This window comes from Caulobacter sp. GW821-FHT10E02 (genome assembly GCF_059415225.1).
The window spans coordinates 330,120-350,788 of sequence record NZ_JBWKMV010000002.1; the positions used below are offsets into that span (position 1 = coordinate 330,120).

Sequence of the window (20,669 nt, forward strand, 5' to 3'; positions counted from 1 at the left end):
GAAGCCGGATAATCCCGATAGATTCCTAACAACCTCTGACTTGGTTAAAAGGAATTCGACATAACCTGCGCTGGTAGCCCCCAGGTGGTCATTTGGTCGCAGGTCCCCGCGCGTGGAATCTATAAAGAGCGAATTGCTCAATGACCGTCTCGTGACGGCCGCGACGGTGGTTACCCGGAAGTAAACCACAATATTATTCGCCGACTCAGATTCTCTTAACTCGCTTCTGCGAGAACCCTCCTGCGTCCGATTGGCGCGTCGTCCACAGGACGTGACACTTTTACTGGGAGCAGCGGGATGAAATATCCGATCGCTATTGCCGCGGGAATCGCTGGCAGCTTTTTCGTCGCTCAGGCCGCTTCGGCCGCTGGCGGCTTTGAAGATCAAATGGGCCGTTGCCTGCAGCAGTTCGCGAACACCCGCGACGCCGCTCAGGTGATGCTGGAATGCACCGCCGACGCCGGCAAGCTGTCGGACTGCAAGGTCGTCGACAACAGCGCCGCCGGTAAGGGCTTCGACAAGGCCGCCATGTGCATCGCCGAAAAGCTCCCGATGGGCGCCAAGACCGGCACCGTGAAGGTTCCGTTCCGCTTCCCGGGCGGCGCGTAAGCTTCTCCTCCACCTAGGGGGAACATAACGCCCTCGTCGACTCGGTCGGCGGGGGCGTTCTGCTGTCCGCAGGTCTAGTTTCACGCTGACCCGCCGCTTTACTTAGAACTCTTCCCACTCTTCCTTGATCGCCACGGCGGCATTGCCGCGTGAGACCGCGCCCGGACGGCTGACCGGACGAGCGACCGGACGCTCCATTGGCGGCGCGCGCGTCGGCGTGGGCATGGCCGGCGCGGCGGCCTTCTGGCGCGCCGAGATCGAGAACGCCGACACCTGCTTGACCAGCTCCAGCGTCTGACCCTTGAGGGAATGGGTCGCGGCCGTCGTCTGCTCCACCATGGCGGCGTTCTGCTGGGTGACTTGGTCCATCTGATTGACGGCCGTGTTCACCTGGTTGAGGCCCGTGGCCTGCTCCTGGGCCGAGCAGGCGATCTCCACGATCAGGGCGTCGATCTCGGCCACCTTGCCGACGATGCCGCGCAGGGCCTCGCCGGTCTGGCCGACCAGCCCGACCCCGGCCTCGACCTGCTTGGTCGAGGCGGTGATCAGGGTCTTGATCTCCTTGGCGGCATCCGCCGAGCGCTGGGCGAGCGCCCGGACTTCCTGGGCGACCACCGCGAAGCCGCGGCCAGCCTCCCCGGCCCGCGCAGCCTCGACCCCGGCATTCAGGGCCAGCAGGTTGGTCTGGAAGGCGATCTCGTCGATCACCCCGATGATGTTGCCGATCGAGCGCGAGCTGGTTTCGATCTCGCCCATGGCCGCCACGGCCTGGTCGACCACGACGCCCGACTTCTCGGCCTCGGCCTTGGCCCCGACCACCACGTCCTGCGCCTGCTTGGCGCCGGCGGCCGAGCGGCGGACCGTCGAGGTGATCTCGTCCAGGGCGGCGGCGGTCTCTTCCAGGCTGGCGGCCTGCTGTTCGGTGCGGCGCGACAGGTCGTCGGCGGCCACGCCGATCTCGTCGGCGCCCGAACGGATGCCGTCGGTGGCCTCGGTCACCCGGCTCATCGCCTGCTCAAGGATGCCGACGGCGTTGTTGAAGTCGTCCTTCAGCTTCTGGAACTCGGGGGTCACCTCGGCCGACAGCCGGCCGACCAGGTCGCCTTGGGCCAGGCGATCCAGCGCCTCGCCCAGCGCCTGGACCACCGCGTTCTGGCTGGCCTCGTTGGCCAGGCGCACCGTCTCCAGGCGCTGGCGCTCGGCCTCGATGGTCTCCAGATAGATCGAGATGGCGAAGTCCATGTCCAGCATGACCGCCTTCATCAGCGCGCTGACCGCGTCGCCGGCCTTGTCCGGATCGCCCTTGGCCATGAAGCCCTTGGGCCACTGGTCGTTGATCGTCGCCCGGATCAGGTGCTCGCTGACCACGGCGTAGCCGCCGATGTACCAGCGCGGCTCCAGGCCAATGCGGGCGTGGGTCTGGCCGATGGTGCGGACGGCCTTGACGTAGGTGTCGTCGAACTCGGCGCGCGAGATAACGTCCCAGTGGGTCTGCTGGCGGCTTGATGCGGCCTGCATGTGCTTTTCGTCGCCGAAGAACTTGCGGGTCTCGGGGTTGGCGCGGACCTTGGCGTAGAAGGCGTCCAGCGCGGGGCCGATGGTCTTGCGGATGACCGGCTGCAGGTCGCGCAACGCGCCCCGCGCCTTGTCGTCCAGGCCCATGAACCCAATGCGTTCGCTGATCGCGTGATCCTGGCTCATGGCCACCCCGTCTCAAAATGCGGGAACAGCCTCGTCCGGCATGCTTAATGCCAACTTAAATATTCGCCCAACGATGGCGACAGGATGCCGCACGCACCTTTAAGTCGTGCGCGCCCGTTCGAGTAGCGACGTTCTTGAAAACCTTTGCACGCCGAAGGGAAACCGCCCTCCATGCGACCTGGCGCCGCAGCTCCAAGGCAAAGTCGGGCGCGACATCCTGCCGCACCCGCCCCAGAACCTCAGCCGCCGCGCTTCAGGGTCTCGCGGGCGATGACCAGCTGCTGGATCTGGCTGGTGCCCTCGTAGATCCGGAAGATCCGCACGTCGCGGTACAGGCGCTCGATGCCGTAGTCGGCGACATAGCCGGCCCCGCCGAAGATCTGCACGGCGCGGTCGGCGACCCGGCCGACCATCTCCGAGGCGAACAGCTTGCTGGCCGCCGCCTCCAGGACGATGCCGGCCCCGGTGTCGCGCTTGCGGGCCGTCTCCATGACCAGCGCCCGGGCCGCCAGGGCCTCGGTCTTGCTGTCGGCGATCATCGCCTGGATCAGCTGGAAGCTGGCGATCGGCTGGCCGAACTGCTTGCGCTCGCTGGCATAGGCCACGCAGTCGGCGATCAGCCGCTCGGCCACGCCGACGCAGACGGCGGCGATGTGCAGACGGCCGCGATCCAGCACCTGCATGGCGACCTTAAAGCCCTCGCCTTCCTCGCCCAGGCGGTTCCAGGCCAGCACGCGGACATTGTCGAAGGTGACGTCGTGGATGTGGGCGCCCTGCTGGCCCATCTTCTTCTCGGGCTTGCTGACCGACAGGCCTGGCAGGTCGCGCGGGACAAGGAAGGCCGAGACGCCGCCCCCGCCCTTCACATCGGGATTGGTGCGGGCCATCACCGTGAACAGCGAGGCCTTGCCGGCGTTGGTGATGAAGCGCTTGCCGCCGTTCAGGACGTAATGGTCGCCGTCCAGCGTGGCCCGGGTCTGCACCGCGGCGCTGTCGGAGCCGGCCTCCGGCTCGGTCAGGGCGAACGAGGTGATGATGTCGCCGGACGCGATGCCGGGCAGCCACTTGGCCTTCTGCTCGTCATTGCCGAACATGACGAGGCCCTGGCTGCCGATGCCGACATTGGTGCCGAACACCGAGCGGAAGGCCGGCGAGGCGCGGCCCAGCTCGACGGCCACCAGCGCCTCTTCTTCCATGTTGAGGCCCAGGCCCCCGAACTCTTCCGGGATGGACAGGCCGAAGAGCCCCAGGCCCTTCATCTCTTCGACGACGTCGGCGGGCACCGCGTCGTCCTCGGCGACCTTGGCCTCGATCGGCCGCAGGCGCTCGGCCACGAAGCGGGCCACCGTCTCGATCAGCTGATCGCGGGTTTCCAGATCGAGGGCCATGCGCTTCTCCCGGTATCAAACACTTGTTTTGACGCCGACTGTAGCGATGGCCCTCAAGAATGGAAGCCTTACCCTTGGGCCTTCTCGGCCTGGGCCAGCACGCTCTTGTGCATGCCGTAGGCGAAGTAGACGACCGCGCCGATGATGTGGGCGAACAGGAAGTAGATCTGGGTCTTGGCCGGCAGGCTGTAGAACAGATACAGGCAGCCCAGGATGCCGGCCGGGGCCACGATCTGCCAGGCCGGGGTCGAGAACACGCGCGGACGGTTGGGCTCGCGACGACGCAGCACGATCACCGATAGGCCCACGGCGATGAACGCCGCCAGGGTGCCGGCATTGGCCAGCTCGGCGATGTCCTTCAGCGACAGGAAGCCCGACAGCACCGCCGACAGGGCGCCGGTCAGCAGGGTCATGACCACCGGCGTGCCGGTCTTGGCGTTGACCTTCGACAAGGCGCGCGGCAGCAGGCCGTCGCGGGCCATGACGAAGAAGATCCGGCTCTGGCCGTACATGAAGGCCAGGATCACGGTCGGCAGGGCGACCACGGCGGCCAGGGCCACCAGCTGGGCCATCTTGCCGTGCTGCAGGCTCTCCAGGATGAAGACCAGCGGGGCCTCGCTCTTGGAGAAGACTTCCGTACGCGACGCGCCGATCGAGGCGGCGGCGACGATCATGTAGATGGCCGTGCAGGCGGCCATCGAGCCGACGATGCCGATGGTGAGGTCGCGCTTGGGGTTCTTGGTCTCCTCGGCGGCGGTCGACACCGCGTCGAAGCCGTAGAAGGCGAAGAAGATCAGGCTGGCGGCGGCCATGACGCCGATCTTGGCCGAGTCCGGCGCGGCCCCGGCTGGCACGTGGGCCGAGAAGCCGTTGGGCATGAACGGGGTGAAGTGGCTGGCGTCGAACGCCGGCAGGCAAAGCACTACGAAGATGATCAGGGCGATGATCTTCACGAAGACAAGGATCATGTTGACCGTGGCGCTCTCGCGGGTGCCGAGCGCCAGCAGGCCCGCCACCGCCATCGAGATGATCACGGCCGGCAGGTTGACGATGCCGCCGGCATGCGGACCGGCCAGCAGGGCGTCAGGGAAGCCCGCCATCTTGAACAGGCCGTGGGCGTGGGCCGACCAGCCGACGGCGACCGCCGCGCAGACCAGGGTGTATTCGAGGATCAGGCTCCAGCCGACGAACCAGGCGACCGGCTCGCCCATCGCCGCGTAGCTGTAGGTGTAGGCGCTGCCCGCCGCCGGCATCAGGGTCGACAGCTCGGCGTAGCAGAGCGCCGCGCAGGCGCAGACGGCCCCGGCGATCAGGAACGACAGGATCACGCCCGGCCCGGCCAGGCCCGCCCCGACGCCGGTCAGGGTGTAGATGCCGGTGCCGACGATGGCCCCGACGCCCAGGGCCACCAGGTGGTACCAGCTCAGGGTCTTCTTCAGTTGATGGCTGTCCGCGTGGCCAGCGGTGATGGTGTCGATCGACTTGCGACGCGTCCAGAAGCTCACTTTAGGGTCCCTCCGACTCTTGGACGGGACCATGGAGTGGGTTTCGTTCCACGCCAAGCCTTGATCCTAGAAGAAAATCCTCGTCAGGGCGTAGGCCAGGACCGCGACGGCAAGCGTTACCGTTCCCAGCAGGATCGCCAGCCTCGGCTTGACCTCCAGCAAGGCCTTGGGACCGAGCTTGGCCGAGATGGCCCCGACGCCGGCCAGCAGCAGGAAGCTGGAGCAGGTCGCCATGGTCGTCACGAGCGCCGGCGGGATCAGGTTCAGGCCCCGGGCTGCGGCGAGAGCCGCAAAGCCTAGAACAAAGAGAGGCGGCGCTTTCAGCCCCGAAACGACGCCGCCGTCCTTGGAGCGGGTCAGCATCAGGCCGATCAGGATGACAGCCGGGCCCAGCCAGACGATGCGGGCCAGCTTGGCCAGGGCGGCGGTGCTGGCGGTCTCGGGCGAGACCGAGGCCCCCGCCCCGGCCACCTGGGCGACGTCGTGGATCGACAGGCCGAAGAACACGCCGGCCTGATGGGCCGAGAGGCCCAAAGCCTGAGCAAGAGGCGGATAGGCCAGCATGGCCACGGTCGACAGCAGGTTGACCCCGACGATCACGAGCGCCGTCGTGCGCTGGTTGGCCGGGCTGGCCGGCGCGGCCTGCGAGGCCGCCAGCGCCGCCGACGCGCCGCAGATCGAGCAGGCGGCCGCGGCGATCAGGGCCTCGGCGAACGGCAGGCCCAGGGCGGTGCCCGCCAGCGCCCCGATGCCCAGTCCGCCCAGCACGACGGCGCCGCTGGCGACGATGGCCGGACCGCCCAGGGCGGCGAATTCGCTCCAGCTGATCTGGGCGCCCATCATGGCCACGCCCAGCCGCAGGCCGGGCTTGGCGAAGAGATCGAGACCCGCGCCCAGCTGGGCTTGCAGGCCCAGCGCGCCCAGCATCATGCCCAGGATCACCGCGACCAGCGGCGCGGGAGCGTGCTGGGTCGTGGCCAGCAGCTTGGCGAGCACGGCCAGCAGCAGGCCGGCGACCAGGCCGGGGCCGAGCTTGCCGGCGCTCAAGCGCAGGGCGGCTGCGGTCATCAGTGAGCGGTCTCGCCCGACATCGTGCCTTGGGCGAAGTGGGCGTCGGCCTTCGCGCAACGGTTCGACAGCCGCTCGTTCAGCCGGCGCACCGTCTGGCTGCCGGTCTTCTCGAAGGCGAACGGCAGGATGCCGTGGACGATGCAGGCCAGGCCCGCGCCCAGCAGGGTGAAGCCGAAGCTCCAGGCCACGCCCATGTGCTCGCCGTAGCTTTCGCCGACCGACTTGGGATGACGCGTGAAGGAAAGGTCCATCGGTAGTGCCCCGCTTGCTGGTCCGAGCCTCCTAGGATGGCGAGGATTCGAAGAAAGACATGGTTTGAAAGGTCACCATTCGCGGGCTAAGGAGAATTCCATTCTCTCAATCGTGGGATCGCGAGATGATTGATCTCGATCAGATCGACCGCCGCCTGCTGGCCATCCTGCAGGAGGACGCCACCGTCGCCATCGCCGAGCTGGCCGAGCGGGTCGGCCTGTCCCAGACCCCCTGCTGGAAGCGGGTCAAGCGCCTGCAGGACGCCGGCGTCATCATGGCCCGCGTCGCCCTGCTGGACCGCGAGGCCCTGGACCTCAACCTGACCGTCTTCGTGGCCGTCAAGACCGGCCGCCACGACGAGGACTGGCTGACCACCTTCGCCGCCGGCGCCAAGGCCCTGCCCGAGGTCGTCGAGTTCTACCGGATGAGCGGCGAGGTCGATTACCTGCTCAAGGTCGTGGTCCGCGACATCGCCGCCTATGACCGCTTCTACAAGCGCCTGATCGCCACCGCCCCACTGACCGACGTCTCGTCCAGCTTCGCCATGGAGCAGATCAAGTTCACCACCGCCCTGCCGATCTGCCCGGCCTGAAGCCGCGCGCGCGGCGGCGCCGCTTCACGCGGCCGGGCCGCTGAAGGTGTGTGGGGAGGCGACGGAGCGGCCGGGCGAACCCGGAGACCGTAGGGTTTGTTTGTGTTTCGGCTCGGACGACCGCTCCGCCAGGTTGTTCTTGCCCGTGAGGATGGGAGGCGTGAGCGTATTTCAGCTCGGGTCCCCATTAGCCCCCGGACGGGCGCGGACCAACTGGATCGGCTACATCCGTCTCCAGCCCGACGATCCACGATAGGCGGCTTGTACGATCACCGCCCTGTCGTTCCGCCGCTCGGCCTTGATCCCGAACGACCCGTCACCCGCGTGCGCTCCTAAAGAGTAAGCGACGCGGCCTGACAGGACCTTCCGGGGACCGCTCGGCGACCCCGCTCAACCTAGCCCCGCCGCCGTTTTGGGCCGGATCCAAACGCCCTCCCCCGCGACGGGGATGGCCATGATTATGGGGGGGGTTCTGAACGCGGATCATCCAGGGTCGCGTAAAATCGACAAGCGCTTGATTTCGCGGGGTTCGATCTCGCCAATTCCGAGGACCCAGCCCGCTGGATCCCCGTAGCCACCCTCTCCCACAGGGAGAGGGTGGGACCCGCGCAAAGCGCGGGAGGGTGAGGGGTTACACCCTCTGCAACTCTCTCAACCGTCATCCCGCGCTTTATGCGCGGGACCCATGGTTCAGCTTCCACGTGAGAGCCCAGGCCCGCACCGCCCGTGCGGCGGACAAATGGGTCCCGCGCATAAAGCGCGGGATGACGGGGTGTTTTAGAGCTCAGTGAAGGACGCCTTCCGCCCCGGAAGAGCGCCCTCCTTACATCTCACGGCGAGACGATCGCAGGGCTGTCCAGGTCACTCAAGGACGACGCTCCGCGTCGCCGCAGCGCGGCCGCCGGAGGCGGTCCTTGACTGACCTGGACAGCCCTGCACGCTGCAGCCTCCAAGAGATTTAAGGAGGGCGCCGACGTGGGGCGTCGGATTTTGGCTCATCGCTTCCGTTCGGACGGGTCGCTTCTTGGAGTCAGCCACGGCGTGCTTGCAGGACACCTGCGAACGGAAAGCTGATGGCAGCGCTAGCTGTCCGCCTACCGTAATTTTCAGAGGCTACGTCTGTGTGGTGACGTTGGTGTTTGGATCATTTTGAGCGACGGCAGCCGCATAAATTTCGCGGCGACGTGTTTCTGCTTGTTCAGCAAGCTCCTCAACTAATGGGGGCAGATTCTTGTGATGTTCGACGGGATCGTACTTTATGTAATTAAGCTTCCTGAGCTTCTTATTTATATCGATAATATTCTGAGGTACATCTTCGCTAGAAACCAGGTAATGAGGGCGCGCCGATTCATACCTCAGAGCATACATCTCCATTAATGATGTAATGGCCGGATCATCCATTGAAAACCCAATGAATAAAAATGTATAATTTAAAAGCAAGTTTTCCAAAAATAAAGAATATCTGGCATTTCCAAAGGCAAGCTTAATATATTCCGACCTTGAAAATACGAGACCATCGCTATCATCCACGGTGCCGTGTATTTTTATAATATATCGACCAGCGTGATCCTTGAGAGCCCTAAAAACCTTATCGTCTACGGAAGATATCACCGTATAATAATGTGAGGAATTGTTATCGCTAGCGTCTAGAGCAATTTCTATAAGCTTGTCGAAATTCGTCGTTAGCAAAAATCTTTGCTTAAGCTTTATTATTGCGTGATGGAGCGGCGAAGGAGTGGCTTTTTGCCCGTATTCACCTTTGACCTTCTCTGGCCAACGATCTTCTAGAGATCGCTGGAGAACTTCGCACGCGAGCAGGTAATCCTTCTTATCCAGCAGGACGCGAACCTGCGCGGAGATTTCCGGCGATGTCTCGGCACGGCAGGCGTCTAGAAATGCTTCCCAGCCAAGCATTCGGGCGCCTGACTGGGTCTGCGCGCTGGCTGACACGCCTGCGCCAAGAAATAGCACGACGCGCTGACGCGCGAGATCATCAACAAGATCGCTGTTGAAGATCATCGATCAAGACAGGGAGGCGTTTTCAAGAAAGCGGTTCGCGATGCCGCGATAAATGGTTTTGGCCTCCTTCCGAAGCTGAACGAATCGCCCAGTTCCGCCGGCCGACATCATTGGGGCGTGCTGACTCTGAGATTTCGGAGCTAAGCTTCCGAGGTTTTTCACGTTTCCAAGATGAGGTTGGATTTTTTTTGCATCATAGAAGTTGTGAAGATAATTCTCTACGTCTTGAGGGAACGCGTTGCTAATATCCTGATAGGCTTGGACGATGCGTGTCCTGCGACGCTCTTCAACTTGCAGCATATCGGCGGCTTCGGTCGCCGCATCATTTATAGATACAGAGATTTCCACCTCTGTCCGCTCGCGGTGCTGCTGAGTAACATACCCAAGGAAGCGCAAATTTGCTGAGTTTGCGAGCGAAGGTATTTCTGCAGGGTCTTCGGCAAGTCCGAGGCCAGTCTTGAGCTCCTTTTGCCAAACGCTGACTGTTGAGCCGATATTTTTGATTGCCCATGACGAGAAAATGTCAATCGACATGGGGACAACGAAGAAATCCATTGCGAGCAGGACGGATCGGTTAATTGCTCCGAGCGACGGCCCCATATCGAAAAACACAAAATCGTAGTTCGCTTTAGCCTTTTGCACTAGATCAGCAAACACATAGGTCGTTCGGATGCCGCGCATCCCCCCGCCTTTGGCGTCGCGCCAGTCGTTTGCAAGGAGATCTTCCTGCAGCGCCAGCCGAGGGTCACCAACGATAATATCGAATCCAAAATTGTCAGTCTTTCGGATTGGAAGTTCGGTGCCATACCCTTTGCCAAGCGATAATGGACGAATAACGCTGTAAACGCTGCTAGGATCATCTGAAGCGTAGAGGTCCAGCGCGTCTTCATCTCCCAACGCGTATTGCGTTAAGTTGCACTGAGGATCGGCATCGACGACGAGCACCTTTGCGCCGAAGCTAAGGGCAAGTTCCGCAGCAAGATTGGCGACGAGTGTAGTTTTCCCAACGCCGCCTTTGTTGTTGAAGAAGCACGTTGCACGCGCCCCCTGCGACTGCACGAGACGCAAGGCATCGGCCTCAGCTGGCGTGACGGGGAGCCCTTGGCTAGTGCGGCGACGTCGCGTTTTGGCCAAAGCCGTTCTCCGAAAATAGACCCACGTCCGGCTCTAAGCAGAAGCCTTGGCCAACCTAGCTTGGATGATCGAGCGCAATCAACGATGGAAGCTATGCTGGAGATCGAGGCGGTCGGTCCTGGCTCCGCGCATGAAGAGCCGAATGTCTGCCTCCTGGCAGGTGACCCAACGTCTGGAAGTGGCGCAACCCGCCAAATCCTACTCCGGCCACAAATCCTGCACATCACCTTTCCGGTTCAGCATGTGCGTCGCCCGCTTGATAAGCATCAGCAGGCGCTCCTTCCGGCCGTCCTTGTCGTAGGTCAGGGTCGTGCGCGCCAAGCCCTCCAGCATGAACCGCGCCAGGTCGCGGCTGGCCTGGAACCTCGGGCCGGCGCCGGCGTGGAGGATCTTCAGGAAGTGGTCGCCGGCCTGGGCGCGGTCGAACTCGGCCTGGGCGGGGGCCAGGAGGGCGTGGATGGCCGGGTCGGTGCGGCCGGCGTCCTCGAGCTCGCCGAAGGCCTGGAAGGGCGTCGAGTGCAGCAGGTCCCAGTAGCTGTCGATCGCGTGCTCGGTGACGTCGGCGCCGGCGGGCAGGTTCTCGGCGGCGGCGCGGAACAGGGTCGAGCGCTCGGCCTGGATGTGGGCCACGGCGGCCTCGACCAGGGCCTCGCGGGTCGGGAAGTGGTAGAGCATCGCCCCGCGCGTCAGGCCCGCCGCGTCGGCGATCACCGGGTTGGTGGCGGCGTGGTAGCCGATCTCGGCGATCAGGCGCATCGCCTGGTCCAGAATCCGCGCGCGCGTCTTCTGGGATTTCGGCGTGTCCTTGGCGAGGCGGGCGGCGTCCATAGGGGTGATCTAGTGCCCGTCTTGCTGCACCGCAACAGGAGAGGAACCCCAAGCGCCAAAAGGGATTGCTTATCCGTCCAGAATTTTGACGTTTGCGTCGAAACTGTGCAGTTCTCGGGCAGTTGAGAGGGCTGGAACGGTAAGCGGCGCCTTAACAACGGGTGAATCCGCCGCACCGCCATTTCATCAAAGCGACACGCAATCAGCTTAATCGCCAGCCGTTGGCCGCCATCGTTCCGATCCGGGGACTGAACGATTTGCGGCGCCTCAACGGGGGTTGACCATGAGCGCCGACGTCGCCGTTCGCCGCTACCGTTCCGTCTTCATCAGCGATCTGCACCTGGGCACCCGAGGGTGTCAGGCCGAGCTGCTGCTGGACTTCATCCGCCACATCGAGTGCGACAAGCTCTATCTCGTCGGCGACATCATCGACGGCTGGAAGCTGCGCAGCGGCTGGTACTGGCCGCAGGCCCACAACGACGTGGTCCAGAAGATCCTGCGCATGGCCCGCAAGGGCACCGAGGTCATCTACGTCCCCGGCAACCACGACGACCGCATCCGCGACTTCTGCGGCGTGCACTTCGGCGGGGTGATCGTGGCGCGCGACGTGATCCACGAGACGGCCGACGGCAAGCGCTACCTGGTCGTGCACGGCGACGAGTTCGACGGCGTCGTGCAGCACGCCAAGTGGCTCGCCTTCCTCGGGGATTGGTCCTATAGAACCATCCTCATGCTGAACACTGTGGTGAATCGCCTGCGGCGTCGCCTGGGGTTCGGTTACTGGAGTCTCTCGGCCTATCTGAAGGTCAAGGTGAAGAACGCGTTGCATTTCATCGAGAACTTCGAGGCCGCCGTGGCCGATGAAGCTCGGCGTCGGGGGGTGGACGGCGTGATCTGTGGTCACATCCACAAGGCCGAGATGCGCGACATCGACGGCATCCGCTACATCAACGACGGCGACTGGGTCGAAAGCTGCACGGCCCTGGCCGAGCACGCCGACGGCCATCTCGAGATCCTGGAATGGGCCAAGCTGCGCTCGTGGTCGGTGATCGATCGCGCCCGCTCCCTCACCCCGCAGACCGCTGAAGGCGCCGAAGAGACGTTGCCGGAGCCCGCCGCCGCCTGATGAGAATCCTGCTTGCTACCGACGCCTGGGAACCTCAAGTCAACGGGGTGGTTCGCACCCTGAGCCGGGTGACCGAGGAACTGCGCGCCCTGGGCCACGAGGTCGACGTCGTCAGCCCCGAACAGTTCCCGACCTTCCCGCTGCCGACCTACCCTGAGATCAAGCTGGCGATCGGCGCGTACGAGCCGGTGCAGGAGCGGTTCAAGCAGTTCGAGCCCGAGGCGATCCACATCGCCACCGAGGGTCCGATCGGCCTGGCGGCGCGTCGCATCTGCCTGGAGTGGAAGCTGCCGTTCACGACCAGCTACCACACCAAGTTCCCGGAATATGTCTCGGCCCGCCTGCCGCTGCCGCTGGCGGCCGGCTACACCTACATGCGCTGGTTCCACAAGCCGTCGGGCCGGCTGATGGTGGCGACGCCCACCATGCGCGACGAGCTGGCCAAGCACGGCTTCCGCAACCTGTCGCCCTGGTCGCGGGGCGTCGACACCGACATCTTCAAGCCGCGCGTCGAGGGCGATCCCGACCCGTTCGAGGGCCTGCCGCGCCCGATCTTCCTCAATGTCGGCCGGGTGGCCGTCGAGAAGAACATCGAGGCCTTCGCCAGCCTGGACCTGCCCGGCACCAAGGTGGTGATCGGCGCCGGCCCCCAGCTGGAAGAGCTGGCCGAGAAATATCCCGAGGTGAAGTTCCTGGGCGCCAAGTTCGGCGACGAGCTGGCCCGCTACTTCGGCGGGGCGGACGTGTTCTGCTTCCCGTCCCTGACCGACACCTTCGGCCTGGTGATCCTGGAGGCCATGGCCGCCGGCGTGCCGGTGGCGGCGTTCTCGGCCCCGGGTCCGGTGGACATCATCCCCGGCTCCAACGCCGGCGTGCTGGCCCCCGGCCAGACGGACGGGCTGAAGGAGGCGTGCCTGGCCTGCCTCGATCTCGACCGCACGGTGGTCCGCAAGTTCGCCGAGAAGTTCTCGTGGCGCGCCTGCGCCGAGGAGTTCTTCCGCAACCTGCAGCCCTATCCGGAGCCAGAGAAGACGCGGTTCTGGCGGCGTCTGCGGCGCTTGGCGCGGCTGCGGAAGAAAACCGCGGCCTAGGCCTTCAGGGCGTCCGCGACGAGCTCTTCGAACACACCGAGATCCAGGTCCTTCACCGACCGGAACTTGATGCAGTAGCCGGTGACCTTGGCCTTGCCGAGGCGCGGGCCGTAGGTCTGGGCGAGGTAGGTCTTGTCCTCGAGGCCCATGACATAGACCGACAGGCCGGCCGTGTTGGCGCTGAGGCCCAGCTTGTAGAACGGCCGCGAGGTTCCGTCGGCGTAGCCGAGCGTCTCCGCGCCGTAGCCGATGTTCGGATTGGTGACGACCTTGCCGGTCTCGTCACGACCGTCCAGGAACCAGAGCTGAGCGTCGGGCGCGATCGTCAGGACGCGCTGGTGCAAGTCCCGCAGCTCCGCGCGCTTGGCCGGCGCCTGGGCCTCGATATAGCCGTCGATCTGTTCGCGCACGGTCATGGCGTGGATCTCCTTTCCTTGAAGACGCGCACCCCGTCCCCGAACCGACACGGCGTCCCTAGAATAGTCGCCCCTGCAGCCACAGGATGGCCGGGTAGGTCGCCAGCCAGGTCCAGAAGAAGCGGTTGAGGCCGAACAGGCAGGCATTGGCCAGGTGGAAGGCCGCCGCGACCACGAGGCCGGCGATCAGGGCGGGCTGCCACAGCAGGGTCAGCGGGAAGGCCAGCTCGAAGCCCATCACCGCCCACGACATCGCCAGCAGCAGCCGCGGCCGCTCGGCGAAGCGGCGCAGGCCTTGCGAGACCGGATAGGCCGAAAACTGGAAGACATCGCGCAGGGCCCTCCCCGAGCGCCAGTCGGGGTTCACGATCTTCACCCCGCCGGAGATGAAGTAGCTGAGCATCAGCTGCGCCCCGAGATAGCCGAACGGCAGCTCGCGCAAGGCCGGGGTCGGCAGCAGGCGAGCCAGGACCAGGCACCACAGGGCCAAGAGGCCCATGCGGTCGCTGCCGCCGTTATAGGGGCCCTGGAAGCGGTGCAGGATCAGCAGTGACAGCCCCGCCAGCCCGACCAGCGGCCACGGCGCGGCGAGACCGGCGATCACCAGGCCGCAGAGGACGATCCGCGCGCCGAACAGCACCCGCTCGTCGCGGAAGCCGCGCAGGTGCTCCAGGCTCTGCTGGATCAGGGCCAAGGCCAGCAGGATCTCGGTCAGCCGGACGGCGGCTTCGAGGCTCATCGGACGTCGATGTCCTGAAGCAGCCGGGGCGCGGGCTGGACCATCACTTCCTCGGTCTCCCGGGTCACGAAGACCAGACGGAAGCACAGCCACGGACGTGCGGGGTCCTGTGCCTCGGACACCAGATCGGCGGCGATGCGCCGGAAGATTTCGGCCTCGCTGTGGTCCGGCGTGCGGTCTTCGGCCAGGCGCTCGGCGCAGCTCATCACGAACAGGGTCTGGTTCCAGCGCGGGTTCCAGACCAGGCGGGTGAGCATCGTGACCAGCGACACGCCTTGCGGCCGAGGCCGGAACTCCAACCAGGTCCCGGTCGTGTCACCGGGCGACGCCAGCAGAGCGTACGCGACGCGCGGCGCCGGGGCGATCACGTCGAAGAAGTTCCACGACGGGATCAGCGCGGGCAGCAGGAGCTTGAGGGGCGCGAGCAAGGGGACGGACGCCTACTTCAGCCCATCCTGCGCCAGGGTGTGCGCGACCACCGCGTTGGCGTGGCCATGGCCCATGCCGTGCTGGTCCTTCAGAAGCGCGACCAGTTCCATATGCTTGGCGGGATAGCCGTCACGCACGACCTGCTGCCAGTGGCTAATCGGCTGGCCGTACGTCTTCTCGATCGACGGGAAATAGGACGCCGGTCCCTTCACGGGGTCTTGGGTCATGAGCCACTCCTGATCGCCCCGATATCGCACCGGGCGGCCGGTGTCCGCAACGGCGGCCTCATCTTCCTTCTCCCCTTGCGGGAGAAGGTGTCGACGTCGTCGACGGATGAGGGGTCGAAAGGCCTGTCCGGAGAGCGGAGCGCAACCCCTCACCCGACCGCCTTCGGCGGCCACCCTCTCCCGCAAGGGGAGAGGGATTGGACGCTTCCCTGCCATCAGACGGTCGGCACCGTCCCGCCGTCGATGACGAATTCCGCGCCGTGGATCGCGGCGGCGCGATCCGAGGCCAGGTAGGCGATGAGGTCGGCGACCTCGTGGGGGTCGGCCGGACGCCCGATCGGGATCCCGCCCAGGCTGTCGAGGACGACCTGCCGCGCGTCCTCGATCGTGCCGCCATTGGCGGCCTGCAGGCGCTTCAGCAGGTCCACGGACGACTCGGTCATGATCCAGCCGGGCGAGACCACATTGACCCGCACGCCCTTCGGACCCAGCTCCTTGGAGAGGGACTTGCTGTAGGTCCTGAGCGCGGCCTTGGCAGCGGCGTAGGCCGTGGTCGCCTCGGGAAGCGGCAGGACCGACTGGATGGAGGTGACGTGCACCACCGCGCCGGCGCCGCGCGCGATCATCTGCGGAACCAGCAGGCGATCCAGGCGGACCGTGGCCAGAAGGTTCAGGTTCAGTTCGGCCAGCCAGTGATCGTCGCTCAGCGCGGCAAAGCCGCCGCCCGGCGAGGCCGAGCCGCCGATCACGTGGGCGAGGATATCGACGCCGCCCAGGCGATCGAGCGCCGCCTTGGCCACGAGCTCGCCGCCCTCGGCCGTCGTCAGGTCCGCCTGGACGAACGCGACGCCGTCGATGGGCTCCTGGGCGCCGCGGGCGGCGGTGATCACCCGAGCGCCGCCGGCCAGGAAGCGGTCGACGGTGGCGCGGCCGGCGCCCTTGGTGCCGCCGCTGACGAGCACGCGCTTGCCCGCGAATTCGGTCGGATCAGCCTTGAGGGTCATGCGGTGATCTCCAGAGCGGTGATGGCGTCGTTCTCGAGCGTGAAGCGGTAGGTGAAGCGGATCGGGCTGCCCGGAAAATCGCCATGGGCGGGGCCTTCGACGACGACCTGGCCGTCCTCGTGGCGGGCGGTGTCCGGCGTGAAGATCGCCTTCACGGGGATCACGGCCTCTTCGAACAAGCCGCTGATTTCGGCGTGGCCGCGAAGAACGGCGCCGTTGTCGCGAACGACGGCGTCGGCCGCGAAGGGTTCGAGCATGCCGGCCGCGTCCAGGCGGGCGTTCGCGGCCACATACGCGGCGATCGGGGATGGAAGGTCGAGCGACATGGTTTCTGTCCTGCTGGCCGCACGCGAGGCCGGGGCGGCTGGACGTGCGATGTCAGCAAGGTAGCGATGGACAGATCGCGCGATAATCAGGACAATCTGGAACGCCTCATCACGGAAACCGGGACAATGGCGCTGAACAGCCTGACGGAACTGGACGCCGTCCTGATGGTCGCCCGGCGGGGGAAGTTCCGCACGGCCGCGCTCGAGCTCGGGGTTTCAACGACCGCGCTCAGCAATGCGGTCGGAAAGCTGGAGCGCTCGCTCGGCGTCCGGCTGTTCAACCGGACGACGCGAAGCGTATCCCTGACAGAGGCGGGCCAGCAGTTCGTCGCCCAAGTCGCGCCCGCCGTGCGCGATATCCATGAGGCGATGGACGCCGCGCGCTCTCAACAGGCCACGCCTTCGGGCACATTGCGCATCAACGCCTTTCCGACAGCGGCGCGGGAGATCTTCTCCTGGCTCGTCCTGCCGTTCCTGCGCGCGCACCCTCAGGTCCACATCGACATCGTCACGGAGGGCCGCCTGGTGGACATTGTCGCGGGCGGCTTCGACCTGGGCGTCCGGAGCGCGGACCTCGTGCCGGTCGACATGATCGCCCTCCCGCTGGGGCGCGCGCGGCGCAATGTCGTGGTGGGCTCGCCAAGCTATTTGAAGGCGCGCGGGACGCCCAAGATCCCCCAGGACCTCGCCGAGCATTCCTGTTTCCGCGTCCGGCTTCCCAATGGCGCGATCCACCGCTGGCCGTTCGAGAAGGATGGGCAGTCGGTCCATATCGACGTCGAGGGCGCCATCACCCTCGATGAAGCGAGCCTGGCCCGCATGGCGGCCCTCGCGTCCGTCGGCCTGACCCTGGCGATGGAGTCCGACGTGCGCGACGACATCGAGGCCGGCCGCCTCGTATGCGTGCTCGAGGACTGGACGCCCACCCTGGCGCCCTTGAGTCTCTACTATCCCAGCCGGCGCAACCCGACCGCCGCGTTCAAGGCGTTCATCGACTTCGCGCGACGGCATGGCGGAGCCGGCGACGCTCCGAAGCCATCGCCCTAGGCGGCAGGCGGCTTCACCGTGCGGATCTTCTCGACCAGGTCCTTCAACTGCTCGTCCGACAGGGCGCCTCGGAACAGATAGCCGTTGATCACCAGGCCCGGCGTGCCTTGCAGCCGCAGGAGAGCCGCCTCGCGCTCGTTGCGCAGCAGGATGGCGTCGATGTCGGCGGCGTGGGCCTTCAGGTCGCTGCTCAGCCGGGCCCAGTCGACGCCGGCCTGCTTGGCGACGGCGTCGACCATGTCCGTGTCGCTCAGCCGCGTGGGCGAGAGCATGAAGGCCCGATGCACCGCGTCGTAGCGTCCTTGATAGTTGGCCGCCAACGCCACGCGCGCAGCGTGCTCCGACACCTCGCCGAAGATCGGCCATTCCTTGTGGACCACGGCCAGGCGGCGGTCGGTCTTCAAGGCGTTGGCCAGCACCGGCTCCATGCGCTTGCAGTAGCCGCAGTTGTAGTCGGCATACATCACGACGATGACGTCCGGATCGGCCGCCCCGGCGCGCGGCGCGCCCGGGCCCTGGATGAGATCCTTGAAGCCGTACTCGAGGGCGTTGGCCGGCGCGGACACGGCGAAGGCGATCAGCGTGGCGGCCAGCGCCAGGACGTGACGGAAAAGCATACTGTACTCCGGGGAAGACGGTCGGTCGGCCGACCTACCCCTCCTGCCCGCCCTTCTTCGGCTTGCAGGGCTTGAGGATCACCTTGTCGATCCGCGAGCCGTCCATGTCGACGATCTCCATGTCGAAGGCGCCGATGGCGACGTGTTCGCCCTCCTCGGGGATGCGGCCCAGGCGATCCAGGATCAGGCCGGCCACGGTGTGGTAGCCGCCGTCGGCCTCGAAGTTCTCGCCCAGGTGATCGTTCAGTTCCTGGATGTCCAGGCGGGCGTCGATCAGCCAGCTGCCGTCCTCGCGGCGGATGAAGCGCTTCTCGTCGTCGTCATGGTCTTCCGGGAAGTCGCCGGCGATCATTTCCAGCAGGTCCAGCGGCGTGATCGCGCCCTGCAGCGAGCCGAACTCGTCGACCACCAGGGCCATGTGCAGGCTGGTCTGCTTGAAGACCGCCAGGGCCTTCAGCAGCGACATGGTCTCGGGGATGGCGACCGGCTGCTGGACGTGGGCCTTCAGGTCGAGCGGTTCGTTCGACAGGCAGGCGTCCAGCAGGTCCTTCTTCAGCACCACGCCGATGTCGCCGTCGAGGTCGCCCTCGGCCACCAGGATGCGCGAGTGGGCGCTGGTGCGGATCTCGGTCAGCACCTGTTCGGGGCTGTCGGCCAGCGACACCCAGAAGAGGTCGCGGCGCGGGGTCATGGCCACGCGCACCGGGCGATCGCCCAGGCGCAGCACCTCGTTGATCATCGCCCGCTCCTCGGGCTCGATCAGGCCGGCGTCGGCGCCTTCGGCCAGGACGGTCTCGACCTCCTCGGAGGTGATGCCGCTGTTGCGCTCGTCGCGCACGCCCATCAGCTTCAGCACGGCGGCGGTGGAGACGGTCAGCAGGGTCACGAACGGACGCAGGATGGTGGCGACCACGGCCAGGAACGGCGCCATGCGGCGGGCGATCACGTCCGGGAACATCAGGGCCAGGCGCTTGGGCACCAGCTCGCCCAGGATCACCGAGACATAGGTCAGGCCGATGACCACGATCGTCGTGGCGATGGCCTCGGAATATTTGGCGAGGGCCGGGATGGTGGTCTCGACCCAGGTGTCGAGCGCGCTGGCGATGGTGGCTTGGCCGAAGGCGCCGGCGAAGATCCCAATCAGGGTGATGCCGACCTGGACGGCCGACAGGAACCGCGTCGGGTGCTCGGCCATGTCGAGAGCCAGCTTGGCTCCCCTGTCGCCCCGCTCGGCGAAGCCTTGCAGACGGGCCTTGCGGGCCGAGACGACGGCCAGTTCGGACATGGAGAAGACCCCGTTCAACAGAACGAGGAGGAAGACGACGGCGAGCGCGACGAGGATCATGGCCCTGCAGGGTCAAGGACGCGGGCCCGGACGGCGACCGCGGCGCGGGCATGGGGGAGGCCCGGCAGCGTCTACTATACAAAGAAAAACGCCGCGGCCCATAGGACCGCGGCGCTCGTCACGTTTTGAAACGCTCGACTGCCTATTAGGAAGCCGGACGCGCCATCACGGTCTTGTTGGCCACGACGCCCTTTTGGGCTTCGTGCTGGCCCGGAGGCAGCGGGATCAGACCACGGCCTTGCAGGTAGCCGCCACGACCGGTCGCGGCGTCCGAGGTGAACTCCTTCAGGAAGTCTTCCAGGCCCGGGGTGACGCCGATGTTGGACTTCTTCACGTAGATGAAGAGCGTGCGCGACAGCGGGTAGCTGCCGTCCGAAATGGTCTGGGCCGAGGGCTTCACGCCGTTGACGGTCGCGCCCTTGATCTTGTCCATGTTCTCTTCGAGGTACGACCAGCCGAAGACGCCGACCGAACCCGGGGTCTTGGTCAGGGTGCCGACGATGGCGTTGTCGTTCTCGCCGGCGTCGATCCAGCCGTCGTTACGCAGCGGGTCGACCTGGGCCTTGAATTTCTTCTCGTTGTCCGAGCGGATGGCGTCCAAGGTCGGGTACTTGCGGGCGCCGGCCTCGATGGCCAGCTCGACGAAGGCGTCGCGGGTGCCCGAGGTCGGCGGCGGGCCGTACACCTGGATGCGGTTGCCCGGCAGGCCGCCGGCGACGTCGTCCCAGTTCTTGTTCGGGTTCGGGACGAACTGGCCGTTCTTATAAACGACCTTCGAGAGACCCATGTAGAGGTTCTCGGTCTTGAAGTTGTAGTCGGCGCCGTCCTTGTCGGTGGCGATGACGATGCCGTCGAAGCCGACCTTGATCTGGATGATGTCCTTGATGCCCTTGGCGGCGCAGGCGTCGAACTCGGCCTTCTTCATCGGACGCGAGGCGTTGGCGATGTCCGGGAAGCCTTCGCCGGCGCCCGAGCAGAACAGCTTGATGCCGCCGCCGGTGCCGAGGCTTTCGACCTTCGGAGCCTTCTTGCCCGACTTCTTGGCGAAGTTCTCGGCGGTGCGGGTGGCGAACGGGAACACCGTCGACGAACCGGCGGCCCACACGTAGTCGCGGGCGGCGTGGGCGGGGGCGGCGGCCAGGCCCGACAGGGCGACGGCGGCGGCCGCGCAGGACAGGAGCTTCTTCATGGTCACTTCCTAAG

22 protein-coding genes and 1 pseudogene are annotated in these 20,669 nt (G+C 65.8%); 6 read left to right on the plus strand and 17 right to left on the minus strand.

All coding sequences use genetic code 11. The features are described from left to right. Positions 1 to 297 precede the first annotated feature (297 nt). Complete coding sequence (locus AC07NI_RS11325; protein ID WP_099444777.1) at positions 298 to 609, plus strand: hypothetical protein; 312 nt, start codon at positions 298 to 300, stop codon at positions 607 to 609. Between the two features lie 102 nt (positions 610 to 711). Here AC07NI_RS11325 and AC07NI_RS11330 read toward each other — a convergent pair whose 3' ends face one another. The 5 genes from AC07NI_RS11330 to AC07NI_RS11350 all read right to left on the minus strand — a co-directional run bounded on the left by AC07NI_RS11330 (position 712) and on the right by AC07NI_RS11350 (position 6,525). Continuing rightward, positions 712 to 2,310 carry a methyl-accepting chemotaxis protein gene (locus AC07NI_RS11330; protein WP_494618905.1) on the minus strand — a complete coding sequence of 533 codons (1,599 nt, stop codon included), beginning with the start codon at positions 2,308 to 2,310 and terminating at the stop codon, positions 712 to 714. A 239-nt stretch (positions 2,311 to 2,549) separates the two neighbouring features. Further along, on the minus strand, positions 2,550 to 3,698 hold the full coding sequence (locus tag AC07NI_RS11335; RefSeq protein ID WP_494618906.1) for an acyl-CoA dehydrogenase family protein: 1,149 nt from the start codon (positions 3,696 to 3,698) through the stop codon (positions 2,550 to 2,552). Positions 3,699 to 3,766: 68 nt separating this feature from the next. Further along, a complete protein-coding gene (locus AC07NI_RS11340) occupies positions 3,767 to 5,236 on the minus strand; it encodes an amino acid permease (protein WP_494620514.1) in 1,470 nt (489 codons plus the stop codon). Positions 5,237 to 5,269: 33 nt separating this feature from the next. Further along, positions 5,270 to 6,271, minus strand: a complete 1,002-nt coding sequence (locus AC07NI_RS11345; protein WP_494618907.1) for a putative sulfate exporter family transporter — start codon at positions 6,269 to 6,271, stop codon at positions 5,270 to 5,272. Continuing rightward, positions 6,271 to 6,525, minus strand: coding sequence for a DUF6356 family protein (locus tag AC07NI_RS11350; protein ID WP_494618908.1), 255 nt, complete (start codon positions 6,523 to 6,525; stop codon positions 6,271 to 6,273). Before AC07NI_RS11350 ends, AC07NI_RS11345 begins: the two co-directional genes overlap by 1 nt. 125 nt (positions 6,526 to 6,650) lie before the next feature. Between AC07NI_RS11350 and AC07NI_RS11355 the strand changes: the two genes are divergently transcribed. Both AC07NI_RS11355 and AC07NI_RS11360 read left to right on the plus strand, forming a co-directional pair. Continuing rightward, the gene (locus AC07NI_RS11355) at positions 6,651 to 7,118 is read left to right on the plus strand and encodes an Lrp/AsnC family transcriptional regulator (RefSeq protein WP_494618909.1); all 468 of its coding nucleotides are present in this window, start codon (positions 6,651 to 6,653) and stop codon (positions 7,116 to 7,118) included. Between the two features lie 685 nt (positions 7,119 to 7,803). Beyond that, positions 7,804 to 7,887 (plus strand): annotated as a pseudogene (locus tag AC07NI_RS11360) (hypothetical protein); the annotation flags it as partial. 344 nt (positions 7,888 to 8,231) lie between these two features. Here the strand turns inward: AC07NI_RS11360 and AC07NI_RS11365 are convergent. The 3 genes from AC07NI_RS11365 to AC07NI_RS11375 form a co-directional block, all read right to left on the minus strand. Then, positions 8,232 to 9,137 (minus strand): SIR2 family protein, encoded by a 906-nt coding sequence (locus AC07NI_RS11365; protein WP_494618910.1) that lies wholly within the window; start codon positions 9,135 to 9,137, stop codon positions 8,232 to 8,234. A gap of 3 nt (positions 9,138 to 9,140) precedes the next feature. Beyond that, on the minus strand, positions 9,141 to 10,196 hold the full coding sequence (locus tag AC07NI_RS11370) for a ParA family protein (protein WP_494620517.1): 1,056 nt from the start codon (positions 10,194 to 10,196) through the stop codon (positions 9,141 to 9,143). 273 nt (positions 10,197 to 10,469) lie between these two features. Next, on the minus strand, positions 10,470 to 11,099 hold the full coding sequence (locus tag AC07NI_RS11375; protein ID WP_494618911.1) for a TetR/AcrR family transcriptional regulator: 630 nt from the start codon (positions 11,097 to 11,099) through the stop codon (positions 10,470 to 10,472). A gap of 283 nt (positions 11,100 to 11,382) precedes the next feature. Here AC07NI_RS11375 and AC07NI_RS11380 point away from each other — a divergent pair, with 283 nt between their 5' ends. Next, positions 11,383 to 12,225, plus strand: a complete 843-nt coding sequence (locus AC07NI_RS11380; RefSeq protein ID WP_494618912.1) for a UDP-2,3-diacylglucosamine diphosphatase — start codon at positions 11,383 to 11,385, stop codon at positions 12,223 to 12,225. After that, positions 12,225 to 13,316, plus strand: a complete 1,092-nt coding sequence (locus tag AC07NI_RS11385; protein ID WP_494618913.1) for a glycosyltransferase family 4 protein — start codon at positions 12,225 to 12,227, stop codon at positions 13,314 to 13,316. The genes AC07NI_RS11380 and AC07NI_RS11385 overlap by 1 nt, the downstream gene beginning before the upstream one ends. Here the strand turns inward: AC07NI_RS11385 and AC07NI_RS11390 are convergent. The 6 genes from AC07NI_RS11390 to AC07NI_RS11415 all read right to left on the minus strand — a co-directional run bounded on the left by AC07NI_RS11390 (position 13,313) and on the right by AC07NI_RS11415 (position 16,457). Then, positions 13,313 to 13,732 carry a DUF1801 domain-containing protein gene (locus AC07NI_RS11390; RefSeq protein WP_494618914.1) on the minus strand — a complete coding sequence of 140 codons (420 nt, stop codon included), beginning with the start codon at positions 13,730 to 13,732 and terminating at the stop codon, positions 13,313 to 13,315. The genes AC07NI_RS11385 and AC07NI_RS11390 overlap by 4 nt on opposite strands. Before the next feature lie 58 nt (positions 13,733 to 13,790). Beyond that, positions 13,791 to 14,471 carry an HTTM domain-containing protein gene (locus AC07NI_RS11395; protein ID WP_494618915.1) on the minus strand — a complete coding sequence of 227 codons (681 nt, stop codon included), beginning with the start codon at positions 14,469 to 14,471 and terminating at the stop codon, positions 13,791 to 13,793. After that, positions 14,468 to 14,899, minus strand: a complete 432-nt coding sequence (locus AC07NI_RS11400; protein ID WP_494618916.1) for a hypothetical protein — start codon at positions 14,897 to 14,899, stop codon at positions 14,468 to 14,470. The genes AC07NI_RS11395 and AC07NI_RS11400 overlap by 4 nt, the downstream gene beginning before the upstream one ends. 12 nt (positions 14,900 to 14,911) lie before the next feature. Next, entirely contained in the window at positions 14,912 to 15,127 is a 216-nt protein-coding gene (locus AC07NI_RS11405) for a DUF4287 domain-containing protein (protein WP_494618917.1), read from the minus strand. Positions 15,128 to 15,342: 215 nt separating this feature from the next. Further along, positions 15,343 to 16,131, minus strand: a complete 789-nt coding sequence (locus AC07NI_RS11410) for an SDR family oxidoreductase (RefSeq protein ID WP_494618918.1) — start codon at positions 16,129 to 16,131, stop codon at positions 15,343 to 15,345. Continuing rightward, on the minus strand, positions 16,128 to 16,457 hold the full coding sequence (locus tag AC07NI_RS11415; RefSeq protein ID WP_494618919.1) for a nuclear transport factor 2 family protein: 330 nt from the start codon (positions 16,455 to 16,457) through the stop codon (positions 16,128 to 16,130). Before AC07NI_RS11415 ends, AC07NI_RS11410 begins: the two co-directional genes overlap by 4 nt. Positions 16,458 to 16,523: 66 nt before the next feature. Between AC07NI_RS11415 and AC07NI_RS11420 the strand changes: the two genes are divergently transcribed. After that, positions 16,524 to 17,504: a LysR family transcriptional regulator gene (locus AC07NI_RS11420; protein ID WP_494618920.1), complete on the plus strand. Its 981-nt coding sequence runs from the start codon at positions 16,524 to 16,526 to the stop codon at positions 17,502 to 17,504. Here AC07NI_RS11420 and AC07NI_RS11425 read toward each other — a convergent pair. From AC07NI_RS11425 to AC07NI_RS11435, 3 genes are all read right to left on the minus strand, one after another. Further along, positions 17,501 to 18,121: a DsbA family protein gene (locus AC07NI_RS11425; protein WP_494618921.1), complete on the minus strand. Its 621-nt coding sequence runs from the start codon at positions 18,119 to 18,121 to the stop codon at positions 17,501 to 17,503. The genes AC07NI_RS11420 and AC07NI_RS11425 overlap by 4 nt on opposite strands. Before the next feature lie 34 nt (positions 18,122 to 18,155). Next, positions 18,156 to 19,466, minus strand: a complete 1,311-nt coding sequence (locus AC07NI_RS11430) for a hemolysin family protein (protein WP_494618922.1) — start codon at positions 19,464 to 19,466, stop codon at positions 18,156 to 18,158. Positions 19,467 to 19,611: 145 nt separating this feature from the next. Further along, positions 19,612 to 20,655 (minus strand): substrate-binding domain-containing protein, encoded by a 1,044-nt coding sequence (locus AC07NI_RS11435; protein ID WP_494618923.1) that lies wholly within the window; start codon positions 20,653 to 20,655, stop codon positions 19,612 to 19,614. Positions 20,656 to 20,669: the final 14 nt, after the last annotated feature.

Bases quoted from the DNA above. Each gene is read 5' to 3' on its own strand.
- AC07NI_RS11435 (WP_494618923.1), bottom strand. From the start codon at position 20,655: ATGAAGAAGCTCCTGTCCTGCGCGGCCGCCGCCGTCGCCCTGTCGGGC.
- AC07NI_RS11330 (WP_494618905.1), bottom strand. From the start codon at position 2,310: ATGAGCCAGGATCACGCGATCAGCGAACGCATTGGGTTCATGGGCCTG.
- AC07NI_RS11405 (WP_494618917.1), bottom strand. From the start codon at position 15,127: ATGACCCAAGACCCCGTGAAGGGACCGGCGTCCTATTTCCCGTCGATC.
- AC07NI_RS11385 (WP_494618913.1), top strand. From the start codon at position 12,225: ATGAGAATCCTGCTTGCTACCGACGCCTGGGAACCTCAAGTCAACGGG.
- AC07NI_RS11380 (WP_494618912.1), top strand. From the start codon at position 11,383: ATGAGCGCCGACGTCGCCGTTCGCCGCTACCGTTCCGTCTTCATCAGC.
- AC07NI_RS11430 (WP_494618922.1), bottom strand. From the start codon at position 19,466: ATGATCCTCGTCGCGCTCGCCGTCGTCTTCCTCCTCGTTCTGTTGAAC.
- AC07NI_RS11350 (WP_494618908.1), bottom strand. From the start codon at position 6,525: ATGGACCTTTCCTTCACGCGTCATCCCAAGTCGGTCGGCGAAAGCTAC.
- AC07NI_RS11425 (WP_494618921.1), bottom strand. From the start codon at position 18,121: ATGCTTTTCCGTCACGTCCTGGCGCTGGCCGCCACGCTGATCGCCTTC.
- AC07NI_RS11335 (WP_494618906.1), bottom strand. From the start codon at position 3,698: ATGGCCCTCGATCTGGAAACCCGCGATCAGCTGATCGAGACGGTGGCC.
- AC07NI_RS11415 (WP_494618919.1), bottom strand. From the start codon at position 16,457: ATGTCGCTCGACCTTCCATCCCCGATCGCCGCGTATGTGGCCGCGAAC.
- AC07NI_RS11420 (WP_494618920.1), top strand. From the start codon at position 16,524: ATGGACAGATCGCGCGATAATCAGGACAATCTGGAACGCCTCATCACG.
- AC07NI_RS11375 (WP_494618911.1), bottom strand. From the start codon at position 11,099: ATGGACGCCGCCCGCCTCGCCAAGGACACGCCGAAATCCCAGAAGACG.
- AC07NI_RS11410 (WP_494618918.1), bottom strand. From the start codon at position 16,131: ATGACCCTCAAGGCTGATCCGACCGAATTCGCGGGCAAGCGCGTGCTC.
- AC07NI_RS11390 (WP_494618914.1), bottom strand. From the start codon at position 13,732: ATGACCGTGCGCGAACAGATCGACGGCTATATCGAGGCCCAGGCGCCG.
- AC07NI_RS11340 (WP_494620514.1), bottom strand. From the start codon at position 5,236: ATGGTCCCGTCCAAGAGTCGGAGGGACCCTAAAGTGAGCTTCTGGACG.
- AC07NI_RS11325 (WP_099444777.1), top strand. From the start codon at position 298: ATGAAATATCCGATCGCTATTGCCGCGGGAATCGCTGGCAGCTTTTTC.
- AC07NI_RS11395 (WP_494618915.1), bottom strand. From the start codon at position 14,471: ATGAGCCTCGAAGCCGCCGTCCGGCTGACCGAGATCCTGCTGGCCTTG.
- AC07NI_RS11355 (WP_494618909.1), top strand. From the start codon at position 6,651: ATGATTGATCTCGATCAGATCGACCGCCGCCTGCTGGCCATCCTGCAG.
- AC07NI_RS11365 (WP_494618910.1), bottom strand. From the start codon at position 9,137: ATGATCTTCAACAGCGATCTTGTTGATGATCTCGCGCGTCAGCGCGTC.
- AC07NI_RS11345 (WP_494618907.1), bottom strand. From the start codon at position 6,271: ATGACCGCAGCCGCCCTGCGCTTGAGCGCCGGCAAGCTCGGCCCCGGC.